Below are 13,997 nucleotides of genomic sequence, written 5' to 3'. Positions count from 1 at the left end.
GAAAGGGCGTGGCTGCGGGTCTTGAAGCGACTGTGACGTTCTGTGTAGCTGCGGGTTTGAAGCGAGGCTCGGTTCCGGCTTAAATCGCCTCCGTTTTCTCTCCGACTGGCCAGGGTCCGGCCGTCGGGAACGGCCGGAGGCTGAGAGCGTCGGGAACGCATCTCAGCCGACCCAGGACTGGGAGATAAAACTGAGGTTTACCGCTTGCGGCGATTTATTTGGCCGGGAGTCCGGGGTCTCGGGGAAGTGACGGTGACTTCCCCGAGTCGTTCACCGGTGCAGTGGCAGCATATGAAACTGGTCTGGGAGTGAACGGAAACTTAGATGTTGTCGCATAGAGAGTTTGTGTGAATATAAACACCACAAACTCCCCCACATCCTTTATTTCTTCACGTCCAGCGTTTCCTGCTCTTCTAACAGCTCCACCACCTCGTGCGGATCGTCCTGCGGGGCGGGAGCCTCATGCATCCAGACCGAAATCAGACGGTAAGAGACGGCCAGCAGCACCGGACCGATGAACAGGCCAATCATCCCGAACGCAATCAGCCCGCCGATAACGCCGGAAAGAATCAGGATCATCGGCAAATCTGCGCCCATGCGAATCAGCATCGGGCGAATCACGTTATCCATCGTCCCCACGACGCAGCTCCAGACCAGCAGCACCGTACCCCAGGTGGTATCGCCGCTCCAGTACAGCCAGATAATGGCGGGCACCAGAATCACCAGCGGGCCAAGCTGAATAAGGCAGCTAAGCACCATCAGCACCGTGAGCAGGGCTGCGTAAGGAATACCGGAGACGGCCAGGCCAATGCCGCCCAGCACGCCCTGAACCAGCGCGGTGACGACGACGCCGAGCGCGACGGCGCGGATAGCCTGGCCTGCCAGCAGCACGGCGGCATCACCTCGTTTGTCCGCTAAGCGGAAGGCGAAGTGGCGAATACCGTTCCCCAGCGTTTCACCCTTCGCGTAGAGCAGCACGCTGAACAGCAGCATCAGGCCGAGGTGCATCAGCAGGGTACCGATGTGCACGGCCTGGCCGAGGAACCAGCTGGTGGTCGAGCCGATATACGGCCGAACCTTTTCCATAATCGCGCTGCCGCCGCTGTTTACCAGCGTATTCCAGCCGCTGTAAAGCTTGTCGCCGATGAGGGGAATGCTGTGCAGCCACTCAAAGGTCGGCAGCTCCATATGTCCTTTCGTCGCCCAGTTAATGACCGGGCCGCTGTTGTCCACCAGGCTGTTCACCAGCATGGCAATCGGAATAACGAACAGCATCAGCAGGAGCAGCGTCATGACCAGCACCGCGAGCGAGCGTTTTCCCCACAGCAGGTTTTGCAGTTTGATGAGCAGCGGCCAGGTGGCGATCACGATAGTCCCGGCCCAGGCAAAGCCTAAAACAAAGGGACGTACGATCCACAGACAGGCGATAATCATCACCGAAATAAACAGCACGGACAGCAGGATCTGCAGCAGATCCTTTGGCTGACTGACTTTAACCATAGGAAGAATCACCTCAATAAAATGCACCCGCGCTAAATTCGCATGGCGATAATTTAATGATGATGTATTTCCCTGATTTTTGACAGGCGCAATTCGCTTCGCGTTATCTGAAATAACAGCCGCAAATCGTGGCGGAATATGATAAAAACAAGACAGACACGCAAACGATAACTCTTACACGCAACACAGGGTCTACCCGTCAATGATCCCACAAATTTCTCAGGCACCTGGCGTCGTTCAGCTGGTGCTCAGCTATTTAGCATCACTGGAGCAACAGGGCTTTACCGGCGACACCGCCACCAGCTACGCAGACCGCCTGACCATGGCGACCGACAACAGTATTTATCAGCTGCTGCCGGATGCGGTGGTTTTCCCCCGGTCAACCGCCGACGTGACGCTTATCACCCGAGTGGCGTCCGAAGAGCGCTTTAAATCGCTGGTCTTTACCCCTCGCGGCGGCGGTACCGGCACCAACGGCCAGTCGCTGAACGGCGGTATAGTCGTGGACATGTCCCGCTACATGAATCGCATCATCGAAATCAATCCTGAACAGGGTTGGGTGCGGGTAGAAGCTGGCGTCATCAAAGATCAGCTCAACCAGTTCCTGAAGCCGCATGGTTATTTCTTTGCCCCTGAGCTTTCCACCAGTAACCGCGCTACGCTGGGCGGGATGATCAATACCGACGCCTCCGGGCAAGGGTCGCTGGTGTACGGCAAAACCTCAGACCACGTGCTGGGCGTGCGTGCCGTGTTGATGGACGGCGAAATTCTTGACACGCACCAGATGGCCACGCCGCTTGCCGAAGAGCTGGCCCGCGAAGAGACAACGAGCGGAAAAATCTACCGCACCGTGCTTGAGCGATGCCGCGAACGGCGCCAGCTGATAATCGATAAATTTCCCAGGCTGAACCGCTTCCTCACCGGCTACGACCTGCGGCACGTGTTTAATGACGATCTGAGTAAGTTCGATTTAACGCGTATCCTGACCGGCTCCGAGGGGACGCTGGCGTTTATCACCGAGGCGAAGCTGGATATTACCCGCCTGCCGAAAGTGCGCCGCCTGGTGAACGTCAAGTACGACTCTTTTGACTCAGCGCTGCGTAATGCGCCTTTCATGGTCGATGCCCGGGCGCTGTCGGTAGAAACCGTCGATTCCAAAGTACTGAACCTGGCGCGGGAAGATATCGTCTGGCACTCGGTCAGCGAGTTGATTACCGACGTGCCGGATAAAGAGATGCTAGGCCTGAACATCGTCGAGTTTGCCGGCGATGACCAGCCGCTTATCGACGGCCAGGTGACCGAATTATGCGCTCGCCTTGATGCCCTGATAGCCGCAGGCGAAGGCGGGGTGATTGGCTGGCAGGTTTGCGATGAACTTGCTGGTATCGAAAAAATTTACGGCATGCGTAAAAAAGCCGTTGGTCTTTTGGGGAACGCAAAGGGGCAGGCAAAACCGATTCCATTTGCCGAAGATACCTGCGTACCGCCGCAGCACCTCGCGGACTATATTGTTGAATTCCGTGCGCTGCTGGATAGCCATAACCTCAGCTATGGGATGTTTGGCCACGTTGATGCAGGCGTGCTTCACGTTCGCCCGGCGCTGGATATGTGTGACCCGCAGCAGGAAATGTTGATGAAAAGCATCTCCGACGACGTGGTGGCGCTGACGGCAAAATACGGCGGCCTGCTTTGGGGCGAACACGGCAAAGGGTTCCGTGCCGAATATAGCCCTGCTTTCTTCGGCGAAACGCTGTATGAAGAGCTGCGCCGCATTAAAGCCACTTTCGATCCGGAAAACCGCCTCAACCCCGGCAAAATCTGCCCGCCGCTCGGCGTAGATGACCCGATGATGCAGGTTGATGCCGTAAAACGCGGGACGTTCGACCGGCAAATCCCCATCGCGGTTCGTACCTCATGGCGCGGCGCGATGGAGTGTAACGGCAACGGCCTGTGCTTTAACTTCGACGTGAAAAGCCCGATGTGCCCGTCGATGAAGATCTCAAGCAATCGCATTCACTCGCCGAAGGGGCGAGCCACGCTGACCCGCGAATGGCTGCGCCTGCTGGCCGAGCGCGGCGTAGACCCGCTGCAGCTTGAGAAACAGCTGCCGGAGGCACGCGCCAGCCTGCGTGGGCTGATTGAGCGTACCCGCAACTCGTGGCATGCCAGCAAGGGCGAGTACGATTTTTCGCATGAAGTGAAAGAGGCGATGTCCGGCTGCCTGGCCTGTAAAGCCTGTTCCACCCAGTGCCCGATCAAAATCGACGTGCCGGAATTCCGCTCTCGCTTCCTGCAGCTTTACCACACGCGTTATCTGCGCCCGCTGCGGGACCACGTGGTGGCCTCGGTTGAAAGCTATGCGCCGCTGATGGCGCGGGCGCCGAAAACCTTTAACTTCTTTATGAGCCAGCCGTGGGTGCAGAACCTGTCCCGCCGGCATATCGGCATGGTTGACCTGCCGATGCTGTCCACGCCGACGTTGCAGCAGCAAATGGTTGGCCACCGCTCCGCTAACACGACGCTGGAACAGCTGGAGCGCTATTCTGACGAGCAGCGGGCGAAAACGGTGCTGGTAGTGCAGGACCCGTTCACCAGCTATTACGATGCTCAGGTTGTGGCTGACTTTATCAAGCTTGCGGATAAGCTGGGCTATGAGCCCGTGGTGCTGCCTTTCTCGCCGAACGGCAAAGCGCAGCACATTAAAGGCTTCCTGCAGCGTTTTGCACGCACGGCGAGCAAAACCTCTGAGTTTCTTAATCGCATTGCGAAGCTCGGCATGCCGATGGTCGGCGTCGACCCGGCGCTGGTGCTGTGCTACCGCGATGAATATAAACAGACATTAGGTGAAGAACGCGGTGATTTTCAGGTTCAGCTGGTGCACGAGTGGCTCCAGGCCGTGCTGAAAGAACGGAAAGTACAGGACTCACCGGGCGAAGCCTGGTACCTGTTCGGCCACTGTACCGAAGTGACTGCTTTACCGACGGCCCCGAACCAGTGGGCCGGCATTTTTGCTCGTTTTGGCGCGAAACTCGAGAACGTCAGCGTTGGCTGTTGCGGCATGGCTGGCACTTACGGTCACGAGGTGAAGAATCTCGCCAATTCATTGGGCATCTATGAACTATCCTGGCACCAGGCGATGCAGCGCCTGCCGCGCAACCGCTGTCTGGCAACCGGCTACTCCTGCCGCAGCCAGGTCAAGCGCGTTGAGGGCAACGGCGTACGGCATCCATTACAGGCTCTTCTGGAGATTATCGGATGATTTGGCGACGTGAAGCCACGCTTGCCGCGCTCAATAAAATGGGCGTGAACAATATGGTCGGCCATGTAGGTATCGAATTTACGCGTTTTGATGACAACGAAATAGAGGCCACCATGCCGGTGGACGAGCGCACCCGGCAGCCGTTTGGCCTGCTGCACGGCGGTGCGTCGGTGGTGCTGGCGGAAACGCTGGGTTCGGTGGCAGGATACCTGTGCACCGAAGGCGAACAGAAGGTGGTTGGCCTTGAGGTAAATGCCAACCACATCCGTTCAGCACGCGACGGCATTGTGCGCGGCGTTTGCCGGGCGGTACACGCCGGCCGTCGTCATCAGGTGTGGCAAATTGATATTTACGATCAGCAAGACCAGCTGTGTTGCACTTCTCGCCTGACGACGGCGGTGGTGTAAATCAATAGCTGAAATAAGCCCACGCCCGGCCATCAGGGGCGTGGGTTGTCCATTTGTAATTTCTTCATGTGATAATTTTCTTAAAAAACTATATATCCGCAGCTAATTTTGCTACAAAGCCCGCCGCAGGATGTTTATAAATTTAAGGACAAACTATGTGGATATTACTGGCTGCGGCCTTATTGGTTTTGCAATTTAATAAAAAGATTTCTCTCGGCTTATTATTGGCGACGGTGGTGTGGGGCGCCTTTGATGGCGTACTCGACTGGCGGGCGCTTGTTTCACTCACGGCAATTGCTCTTGTTGCGCTGGCTTATCTGAAAGTGGAAAACAGAAAGCCGGCCAGATACATGCTTGAGTTTTTGCTGGTAGCCGCTGCCGTGGGGATGACAATCCATGCTGTTCCCGGTTTCCATAATCCAAAGGTGCTGGACTCGGTTATTGCCGGGCCGCAAAGCGCACCGTTCTCCATGTATTACAACTTCGATAAGGCACTGGTGCCCTTTATTCTGCTGGTGGTGATGAAATCGCTGTTTGTTAGCGAGCCCAAATATCGGCCTGCGAGGCCCGGTTGGATCCTGCTGGTTGCATTGATCCCCGGCTTGCTGTTGCTGGCGGTGGCGCTGGGTGGATTGAAGATTGAACCGCATTTCCCGCAGTGGCTATTGCCGTTCCTGTTCGCCAATATCTTCTTTGTTTCCCTGGCGGAAGAGGTATTATTCCGGGGTTATCTCCAGCAGCGTTTATCCGGTTTTATGCCTCCGGTTGCCGCACTGATTATTTCAGCCGCAATATTCGGCGGGCTCCATTTCGCCGGTGGGCCGCTGCTGATTATTTTTGCCGCGCTGGCGGGGCTTATTTACGGCCTGGCATGGATGTGGAGTGGGCGACTGTGGGTTGCCGTCGCGTTTCACGTCGGGTTAAATATTACCCATTTATTGCTGTTTACCTATCCGGTGCTGCGGCATACTGTGCATTAATTCGTCGCGGCAATGGCTGGCAAGTCTTCTTGCTTAATCATTGCCGCTATAACACTTATTTTATTGATATACATTTAAGTTAAACATCAACAACGTTGCTACTATCGCCAGCTTTTAAACGATAAGGAATTATAATGAAACGGTTGTTGTTTGTTTTTGCTGTTGTATTACTTGCTGGTTGCTCCGCTAAATACAGTACCAATAATGTTCAAAAGAGCACTGAGCTGTTAGTCAAGGATTTACCCGTCGCGGTAGCAAAACCTACTGATGGGGTCTATGAAACCCACAGCTACGCAGGGTCTGGCGAAACCACCGCCACAGTCGTTAAAGCAGCAATTTTGCGCCACTCCGATAGCGTTAGCGTATATTCTGATTGTGAAGATCTGATGTGTTTAAAAGACAAGCATCCGCTTAGCCGTGGTTACTATGTGGTTCCACAGATCCTTCATTGGGAAGACAGGGCTACCCAGTGGTCCGGTATTCCAGACAGAATCGAAATAAAAATTTCTGTTTATAATGCTGAGACCAATGCCAGAGTTGCCTCGACCATTATTAGTGGGAAAAGCAAGTGGGCCACATTTGGTGGCGATCACCCTCAGGATCTTTTACCTGTCCCAATTAATGCCTGGATTACAAGCCTGTATTAAATAACCATTGGCAAAATAATGAAGCTCCGTCTTGCGGAGCTATAACTGTTATTCGGTGCTATTCCGCTGGGGCTAAGCTCACCGCCTCAACAATCTGAATATCAACCACACGCTTCCTGCGACGGCGCACAATAAAGCGAGAGCAGGGAACAGTGGAATGCCCAATAGTGTTACCTTCAGGCCAAACAGCCACGGCGTCACCACTATCATCAGGGCGGCTAAAACAAGGGCGAGAGCCAGCGTGGATGCCGCACGTTCAAGCGACTTTCCCAGCTGATTGATATTCTCTACGTTGATATCCGCGTGTAATTTGCCGTGGCGCAGCCTCTGCATGACCAGACGCAAAGTTTGCGGGAGTGCATCTCCACCGTCGAGCAGGCGGTTGCCGAGCCTGAGCAGATGCCTGCGGCTTCCTGCGCGGGAGTAGCGTTTCAACATCTCCTTTTTAATCACCGGACGAAGAATGCTGATGATATCGAACTGCGGATCCATTCTCAGCAGCACGCCGTCGGCGGTAATCAGTGCCTTAAAGAGCAAAACCAGATCGGGCGGTAAGGTCAGGCGGAATTCGCGGGCGGTGGAAAGCATATCCGTCAGCGCTTTCCCCAGCTGTAGCCTGAGATTGCCCTGTTTTTGCAGGAAATAACCGGCGGCAAGCTCCAGATCGGTGAGATTTAATGAGTCCTGGTCGCTCCAGACGATAAGCGCGTCGACAATACCGCCGGTGTCTCGCTCGCTAATGGCGTAAATCAGCGACAGCAGCTCATCGCGGCGCTCCTCGCTCAGGTTGCCGACCATCCCGAAGTCAATAAAACCAACCCGGTTACCCTTCAGCGCCATCACGTTACCCGGATGGGGGTCTGCATGGTAAATCCGTAACTTAAAGAGCATATCGATAAATGCCTTCGCGCCAGTCTGTGCCAGAAGCTGGCCGTCAAACCCTGCAGCGGCAAGCTGGGCGCCGTCGACCGGAGCAATGCCCGGCAAAAATGCCTGCACCATTAACGTGGGGCTGCACCACTCCGGGTAGATCTTTGGAATCGCGATATCGTCGGAACCGGCGAAGAATTGATAGAATTTTTCACCGTTGGCCGCTTCATGGCAAAAATCCAGCTCCTGATACAGCGCATTCTCCAGATAACGCACCAGCATCACAGGCTGAAAGCGGGCCAGGGCCGGGCTCTGCTGCTCGAGGCTTTCGGCAAGATAACGCAGCAGCCGCAGGTCTGCTTTGAGGGTGGTTTCAATGCCGGGGCGTTGAATTTTAACAATCACCTCATCGCCCGTTCGTAGACGCGCTCTGTGGATTTGCGCCACTGAACCGCTGGCGAGCGGAGTTTCATCGAATGAGGCAAAAACGTCGGCAGGCGCAGCGCCAAGCGTCGCGATGACCTGAGGTTCAAGCTGTGACCACGGAAGTGGATTGGCGCTGGAATTCAGCTGGCTCAACGCTTCAGTCCATGCCGGATCCAGCAGATCGCTGCGTGTAGAAAGAATTTGCCCGAGCTTCACGAACGTCGGACCCAATTCTTCGAGCGCGGCGCAAAGGCGTTGGGGCATTGGCAATACATCATGGGCATTGCTGCCGCGGATTTTGTTATGCAGCGAGGATAACCCCAGCAGTTTTACGATGTCCTGCAAGCCATAGCGGATAAGAACGCCGGTGATTTCCTGCAGCCTCACGCGATCGCGGGCGGTGACCATTATCATTTTCAGCATCTGGCTAAACTCCCTTTTTCCTTATCAGGAGGATAGCTGATAAATCGAGGTCGGGGATTTTGCCGCTGGAAGACTGAAAATTACTGGTACTTTGTTGGTGCGATTTCTCATTCAGTGCGTTTCCAATCACATAAATAGTTATTTTCGATACATCTTTTCCCTTGCCGGCTTCAGGCGCTTTTCTTCTTTGATATTTCCTTTTACACCAGTGGCTTAAACAGCTCTTTTCGCCATCTGCAAGAGTTTGCCGACGGTCTATCCTTAGTAAAGACGCGCAAAAAACCAGCGTTTCGCGAATACCCCTGTTTTCATAACGTTGTATTGATAATTGTTATCATTAACATAAGGGTATCGGCCTTCGGGCGCAGAGAATGATGAGGTGAAGAATGGATGTGCAAACCGGTTCCTTTGATCCCAACGATTTTGCCTGGCAGGGGCTGACCCTGACTCCGGCCGCCAGCGCGCATATTCGCGACCTGGCTGCAAAACAACCCGAGCTACAGGGCATACGCCTGAGCATCAAACAGACGGGCTGCGCAGGTTTTGGCTACGTACTGGACACGGTCACCGAGCCAAAGCCGGACGACCTGGTTTATGAGTTCGACGGCGCGCGCCTGTGGGTGCCGCTCTCCGCCATGCCTTTTATTGACGGCACCGAAGTGGATTACGTGCGCGAAGGCCTGAATCAGATCTTTAAATTTAATAACCCGAAAGCGCAGCACGAGTGCGGCTGCGGCGAAAGCTTTGGGGTATAGGCGGTACTATGTCTCGTAATACTGAAGCAACTGACGATGTCAAAACCTGGACCGGAAACCTCAATTATAAAGAGGGCTTTTTCACCCAGCTGCAAACCGAGCAGCTGGCGAAGGGCATAAACGAAGAGGTGGTTCGGGCAATTTCTGCCCGTCGTAACGAGCCGGACTGGATGCTGGAGTTTCGCCTGAACGCGTTCCATGCGTGGCTGAAAATGGAAGAGCCGCACTGGCTGAAGGCCAATTACGACAAGCTTAACTATCAGGATTACAGCTACTACTCCGCGCCGTCCTGCGGCAGCTGTGACGATACCTGTGCCTCGCAGCCTGGCGCGGTTCAGCAGCCGCCTAATGCCTTCCTGACTAACGAAGTGGAAGAGGCGTTTAAACAACTGGGCGTCCCGGTGCGGGAAGGCAGTGAAGTGGCCGTCGACGCCATTTTTGACTCCGTTTCCGTGGCGACGACCTACCGCGAAAAACTCTCCGGGCAGGGGATTATCTTCTGCTCCTTCGGCGAGGCCATTCACGATTACCCGGAGCTGGTGAAAAAATACCTGGGTACCGTGGTGCCGTCAAACGACAACTTCTTCGCCGCGCTTAACGCCGCAGTCGCTTCCGACGGCACCTTTATCTACATCCCGAAAGGTGTGCGCTGCCCGATGGAACTGTCCACCTACTTCCGCATTAACGCGGAAAAAACCGGCCAGTTCGAACGCACGATTTTAGTGGCAGATGAAGGCAGCTACGTGAGCTACATCGAAGGCTGTTCCGCGCCGGTTCGTGACAGCTATCAGCTGCACGCCGCGGTGGTGGAAGTCATTATTCACCGCGATGCCGAAGTGAAGTACTCCACGGTGCAAAACTGGTTCCCGGGCGATAACAACACCGGCGGCATCCTGAACTTCGTCACCAAGCGCGCCCTGTGCGAAGGTGAGAACAGCAAGATGTCCTGGACGCAGTCGGAAACCGGTTCAGCCATCACCTGGAAATACCCGAGCGTGATCCTGCGTGGCGACAACTCCATCGGCGAGTTCTTCTCCGTGGCGCTGACCTCCGGCCATCAGCAGGCGGATACCGGCACCAAAATGATCCACATCGGCAAGAACACCAAATCGACGATCATTTCGAAAGGGATCTCCGCCGGTCGTAGCCAGAACAGCTACCGTGGCCTGGTGAAAATTATGCCGACGGCCACCAACGCCCGTAACTTCACCCAGTGCGACTCAATGTTGATCGGGCCGGACAGCGGGGCGCATACCTTCCCGTACGTGGAGTGTCGGAACAACACGGCGCAGCTGGAGCACGAAGCTACCACGTCACGCATTGGTGAAGATCAGCTGTTCTACTGCCTGCAGCGCGGGATCAGCGAAGATGACGCCATCTCAATGATCGTCAACGGGTTCTGCAAAGACGTGTTCTCAGAGTTACCGCTCGAATTCGCGGTGGAAGCACAAAAATTATTAGCCATCAGCCTCGAACACAGCGTCGGTTAAGGATTAAGGGAAAACTATGTTAAGCATTAAAGATTTACAGGTCAGCGTTGAGGACAAAGAGATCCTGCGTGGCTTAAACCTCGAAGTGAAGCCTGGCGAAGTCCACGCCATCATGGGGCCGAACGGCTCCGGCAAAAGTACCCTGTCCGCCACGCTTGCCGGGCGTGAAGACTACGAGGTGACCGGCGGCTCGGTTCAGTTCAAGGGCAAAGATTTGCTGGAGCTGTCGCCGGAAGACCGTTCCGGTGAAGGCATCTTTATGGCCTTCCAGTATCCGGTGGAAATTCCCGGCGTCAGCAACCAGTTCTTCCTGCAAACCGCTCTGAATGCGGTGCGTGAATACCGTGGCCTGGAGTCGCTGGACCGTTTCGACTTCCAGGATTTGATGGAAGAGAAAATCAAGCTGCTGCAAATGCCGGAAGATTTGCTCACCCGTTCGGTGAACGTCGGCTTCTCCGGCGGGGAGAAGAAGCGTAACGATATTCTGCAGATGGCGGTGCTGGAGCCGGAGCTGTGCATTCTCGATGAAACCGACTCCGGGCTGGACATCGATGCCCTGAAGATTGTCGCCGAGGGCGTTAACTCGCTGCGCGACGGCAAACGCTCATTCATCGTGGTCACCCACTACCAGCGCATTCTGGACTACATCAAGCCTGACTTTGTTCACGTGCTGTATCAGGGGCGCATCGTTAAATCTGGCGATTTCAGCCTGGTGAAACAACTGGAGGAGCAGGGTTATGGCTGGCTTACCGAACAGCAGTAACGGCAACGCCCTCCAGCAGTGGCATCATCTGTTTGAGGCACAGGGGACCGGGCGCTCGCAGGTAGCCCAGCAGCATATGCAGCAGCTGCTGCGTCTGGGGCTGCCGACGCGCAAGCATGAAAACTGGAAATACACGCCGCTCGACGGCCTGCTGAACAACCAGTTTGTGCTCGCGCCACAGTCGCCATTGAGCGCGCAGCAGCGTGATGACCTGGCTTTGCCGGTAGATGCGCTGCGGCTGGTGTTTGTTGACGGGCATTTCAGCGCTGAGCTGAGCGATAACGCGGCAGACAGCGGCTTTGCGATTAGCATCGACGATGACAGGCAAACGCTGCCGGCGCCGGTACAGGGTGAAGTTTTCCTGCATCTTACGGAAAGCCTGGCGGAGACGGTGACGCATATCCGCGTGGCGCGTAACACCCAACCTGCGAAAACGCTGCTGCTGATGCACGTTACTCGCGGTAGCGCAGGGCAGGAGATGGCGACGGCGCATTATCGTCACCATCTGGTGCTTGAGCAGGGTGCTCAGGCCACGGTGATAGAGCACTTTGTCAGCCTTGACGATGCGGCACATTTTACCGGCTCGCGATTTACCGTCGAAGTGGCCGCCAACGCGCAGCTTAACCACTATAAGCTGGCGTTTGAAAATGCGGCCAGCTACCACTTTGCCCACAACGATCTGCTGATTGAGCAGGACTCGACGGTTCACAGTAACAGCTTCTTGTTGGGGGCGGCGGTACTGCGCCACAACACCAGCACGCAGCTTAACGGCGAGAACAACCAGCTGCACATCAACAGCCTTGCGCTGCCGGTGAATAACGAAGTGTGCGATACCCGAACCTGGCTTGAGCACAACAAGGGTTATTGCAACAGCCGTCAGCTGCATAAAACTATCGTGCGTGATAAAGGCCGCGCGGTGTTTAACGGCATGATCAAAGTGGCCCAGCACGCGATTAAAACCGACGGGCAGATGACCAACAACAACCTGCTGCTTGGCCGTCTTGCGGAAGTGGACACCAAGCCGCAGCTGGAAATCTACGCCGATGACGTGAAGTGCAGCCACGGTGCGACCATTGGGCGTATTGACGACGAACAGATGTTCTACCTGCGCTCGCGCGGTATTAGCGAACGGGCCGCGCAGCAGATGATTATCTTCGCCTTCGCCGCAGAGCTTACCGAAAGTATTCGCGACGAGGCCTTAAAACAGCAGGTGCTGGCGCGTATCGCCCGGCGCTTTGCAGGGGGCAAGGCATGAGTTTTTCAATTGAGCAGGTCAGGGCGGATTTCCCCATCCTGAGCCGCGAGGTCAACGGGCAGCCGCTGGCCTACCTCGACAGCGCTGCCAGCGCGCAGAAACCGCAGGCGGTGATTGACGCCGAGCTTGAGTTTTACCGCAACGGCTACGCTGCGGTGCATCGCGGCATTCACACGCTGAGTGCAGAAGCTACCACGCTGATGGAAAACGTGCGTAGCCAGACGGCACGGTTCATCAACGCCGCTAAACCGGAAGAAATTGTCTTTGTCCGTGGCACCACCGAGGGGATAAACCTCGTGGCCAACAGCTGGGGCAACGCCAACGTGCAGGCCGGGGATAACATCATCATTAGCGCCATGGAGCATCACGCTAACATCGTGCCGTGGCAGATGCTGTGTGAACGTACCGGCGCGGATCTGCGCGTTATCCCGCTGAACCAGGACGGTACGCTGCAGCTTGAGGTTTTCCCGACGCTTATCGACGAGCGCACAAAGTTATTGGCCATTACGCACGTTTCTAACGTGCTTGGCACCGAGAATCCAGTCAAAGAGATGATAGCCACGGCTCATCAGGCTGGCGTTAAAGTGCTGGTGGACGGCGCGCAGGCCGTAATGCACCACGTGACCGACGTGGCGGCGCTGGACTGTGATTTTTATCTCTTCTCCGGGCACAAAATTTATGGGCCGACCGGCATCGGCGTGCTCTATGTCAGGGAGAGCATTCTGCAGGATATGCCGCCGTGGGAAGGCGGGGGTTCGATGATTGCCACGGTCAGCCTGACCGAAGGCACAACCTACGCCGCAGCGCCGTGGCGCTTTGAAGCGGGTACGCCAAACACGGCCGGTATCATCGGGCTGGGTGCCGCGCTGAGCTACGTTGAGGGGCTCGGTATGGAGGCGATTGGCGAGTATGAGCGCTCGTTAATGCGCTACGCTCAAAACGCGCTCAAGGCCGTTCCTGACCTGGTCGTTTATGGCCCTGACGAACGCCGTGGCGTGCTCGCATTCAATCTCGGTAAACACCATGCCTATGACGTCGGCAGCTTTCTCGACAACTACGGCATTGCGGTGCGTACCGGTCACCATTGCGCGATGCCGTTGATGGCGTTTTACAACGTGCCTGCCATGTGCCGTGCCGCTTTTGCCATGTACAATACCGAGCAAGAAGTGGATCGCCTGGTCGCTGGCCTGCAGCGTATCCACAGCCTGTTAGGATAACGGAG

The 13,997-nt window shown here is 55.7% G+C and carries 11 protein-coding genes; 9 read left to right on the top strand and 2 right to left on the bottom strand.

Annotated elements, in window-relative coordinates:
• Window positions 1-381: 381 nt before the first annotated feature.
• A complete protein-coding gene (gene ydiK, locus HX778_RS01625; protein WP_038473277.1) occupies window positions 382-1,500 on the bottom strand; it encodes an AI-2E family transporter YdiK in 1,119 nt (372 codons plus the stop codon).
• A gap of 202 nt (window positions 1,501-1,702) precedes the next feature.
• Here ydiK and HX778_RS01620 point away from each other — a divergent pair, with 202 nt between their 5' ends.
• The 4 genes from HX778_RS01620 to HX778_RS01605 all read left to right on the top strand — a co-directional run bounded on the left by HX778_RS01620 (window position 1,703) and on the right by HX778_RS01605 (window position 6,793).
• Window positions 1,703-4,759, top strand: a complete 3,057-nt coding sequence (locus HX778_RS01620; RefSeq protein ID WP_176981139.1) for an FAD-binding and (Fe-S)-binding domain-containing protein — start codon at window positions 1,703-1,705, stop codon at window positions 4,757-4,759.
• Window positions 4,756-5,166, top strand: a complete 411-nt coding sequence (gene menI, locus HX778_RS01615) for a 1,4-dihydroxy-2-naphthoyl-CoA hydrolase (protein ID WP_176981138.1) — start codon at window positions 4,756-4,758, stop codon at window positions 5,164-5,166. The genes HX778_RS01620 and menI overlap by 4 nt, the downstream gene beginning before the upstream one ends.
• Window positions 5,167-5,321: 155 nt before the next feature.
• Entirely contained in the window at window positions 5,322-6,146 is an 825-nt protein-coding gene (locus HX778_RS01610; protein ID WP_176981137.1) for a CPBP family intramembrane glutamic endopeptidase, read from the top strand.
• Between the two features lie 134 nt (window positions 6,147-6,280).
• Complete coding sequence (locus HX778_RS01605) at window positions 6,281-6,793, top strand: DUF4823 domain-containing protein (protein ID WP_176981136.1); 513 nt, start codon at window positions 6,281-6,283, stop codon at window positions 6,791-6,793.
• Window positions 6,794-6,871: 78 nt separating this feature from the next.
• Here HX778_RS01605 and HX778_RS01600 read toward each other — a convergent pair whose 3' ends face one another.
• Window positions 6,872-8,512, bottom strand: a complete 1,641-nt coding sequence (locus tag HX778_RS01600) for an AarF/ABC1/UbiB kinase family protein (protein ID WP_176981135.1) — start codon at window positions 8,510-8,512, stop codon at window positions 6,872-6,874.
• 386 nt (window positions 8,513-8,898) lie between these two features.
• Between HX778_RS01600 and sufA the strand changes: the two genes are divergently transcribed.
• The 5 genes from sufA to sufS are packed head-to-tail and all read left to right on the top strand — an operon-like array spanning window position 8,899 to window position 13,992.
• Window positions 8,899-9,267 carry a Fe-S cluster assembly scaffold SufA gene (gene sufA / locus HX778_RS01595; RefSeq protein ID WP_038473265.1) on the top strand — a complete coding sequence of 123 codons (369 nt, stop codon included), beginning with the start codon at window positions 8,899-8,901 and terminating at the stop codon, window positions 9,265-9,267.
• Between the two features lie 8 nt (window positions 9,268-9,275).
• Window positions 9,276-10,757, top strand: a complete 1,482-nt coding sequence (sufB, locus tag HX778_RS01590) for a Fe-S cluster assembly protein SufB (protein ID WP_154186131.1) — start codon at window positions 9,276-9,278, stop codon at window positions 10,755-10,757.
• A 16-nt stretch (window positions 10,758-10,773) separates the two neighbouring features.
• On the top strand, window positions 10,774-11,520 hold the full coding sequence (sufC, locus tag HX778_RS01585) for a Fe-S cluster assembly ATPase SufC (RefSeq protein ID WP_038473260.1): 747 nt from the start codon (window positions 10,774-10,776) through the stop codon (window positions 11,518-11,520).
• On the top strand, window positions 11,495-12,775 hold the full coding sequence (sufD, locus tag HX778_RS01580; protein WP_038473257.1) for a Fe-S cluster assembly protein SufD: 1,281 nt from the start codon (window positions 11,495-11,497) through the stop codon (window positions 12,773-12,775). The genes sufC and sufD overlap by 26 nt, the downstream gene beginning before the upstream one ends.
• Window positions 12,772-13,992 carry a cysteine desulfurase SufS gene (gene sufS, locus HX778_RS01575; RefSeq protein ID WP_038473255.1) on the top strand — a complete coding sequence of 407 codons (1,221 nt, stop codon included), beginning with the start codon at window positions 12,772-12,774 and terminating at the stop codon, window positions 13,990-13,992. The genes sufD and sufS overlap by 4 nt, the downstream gene beginning before the upstream one ends.
• Window positions 13,993-13,997: the final 5 nt, after the last annotated feature.

It is taken from the genome of Cedecea sp. P7760, from assembly GCF_013386425.1.
Classification (GTDB): Bacteria; Pseudomonadota; Gammaproteobacteria; order Enterobacterales; family Enterobacteriaceae; genus Cedecea; species Cedecea selenatireducens.
This window is presented reverse-complemented; position numbering and strand designations above follow the sequence as displayed.

What these genes read in the sequence shown, in the direction of transcription:
- ydiK (WP_038473277.1), bottom strand. Translation starts at nt 1,500, where the DNA reads ATGGTTAAAGTCAGTCAGCCAAAGGATCTGCTGCAGATCCTGCTGTCC.
- HX778_RS01620 (WP_176981139.1), top strand. Translation starts at nt 1,703, where the DNA reads ATGATCCCACAAATTTCTCAGGCACCTGGCGTCGTTCAGCTGGTGCTC.
- menI (WP_176981138.1), top strand. Translation starts at nt 4,756, where the DNA reads ATGATTTGGCGACGTGAAGCCACGCTTGCCGCGCTCAATAAAATGGGC.
- HX778_RS01610 (WP_176981137.1), top strand. Translation starts at nt 5,322, where the DNA reads ATGTGGATATTACTGGCTGCGGCCTTATTGGTTTTGCAATTTAATAAA.
- HX778_RS01605 (WP_176981136.1), top strand. Translation starts at nt 6,281, where the DNA reads ATGAAACGGTTGTTGTTTGTTTTTGCTGTTGTATTACTTGCTGGTTGC.
- HX778_RS01600 (WP_176981135.1), bottom strand. Translation starts at nt 8,512, where the DNA reads ATGCTGAAAATGATAATGGTCACCGCCCGCGATCGCGTGAGGCTGCAG.
- sufA (WP_038473265.1), top strand. Translation starts at nt 8,899, where the DNA reads ATGGATGTGCAAACCGGTTCCTTTGATCCCAACGATTTTGCCTGGCAG.
- sufB (WP_154186131.1), top strand. Translation starts at nt 9,276, where the DNA reads ATGTCTCGTAATACTGAAGCAACTGACGATGTCAAAACCTGGACCGGA.
- sufC (WP_038473260.1), top strand. Translation starts at nt 10,774, where the DNA reads ATGTTAAGCATTAAAGATTTACAGGTCAGCGTTGAGGACAAAGAGATC.
- sufD (WP_038473257.1), top strand. Translation starts at nt 11,495, where the DNA reads ATGGCTGGCTTACCGAACAGCAGTAACGGCAACGCCCTCCAGCAGTGG.
- sufS (WP_038473255.1), top strand. Translation starts at nt 12,772, where the DNA reads ATGAGTTTTTCAATTGAGCAGGTCAGGGCGGATTTCCCCATCCTGAGC.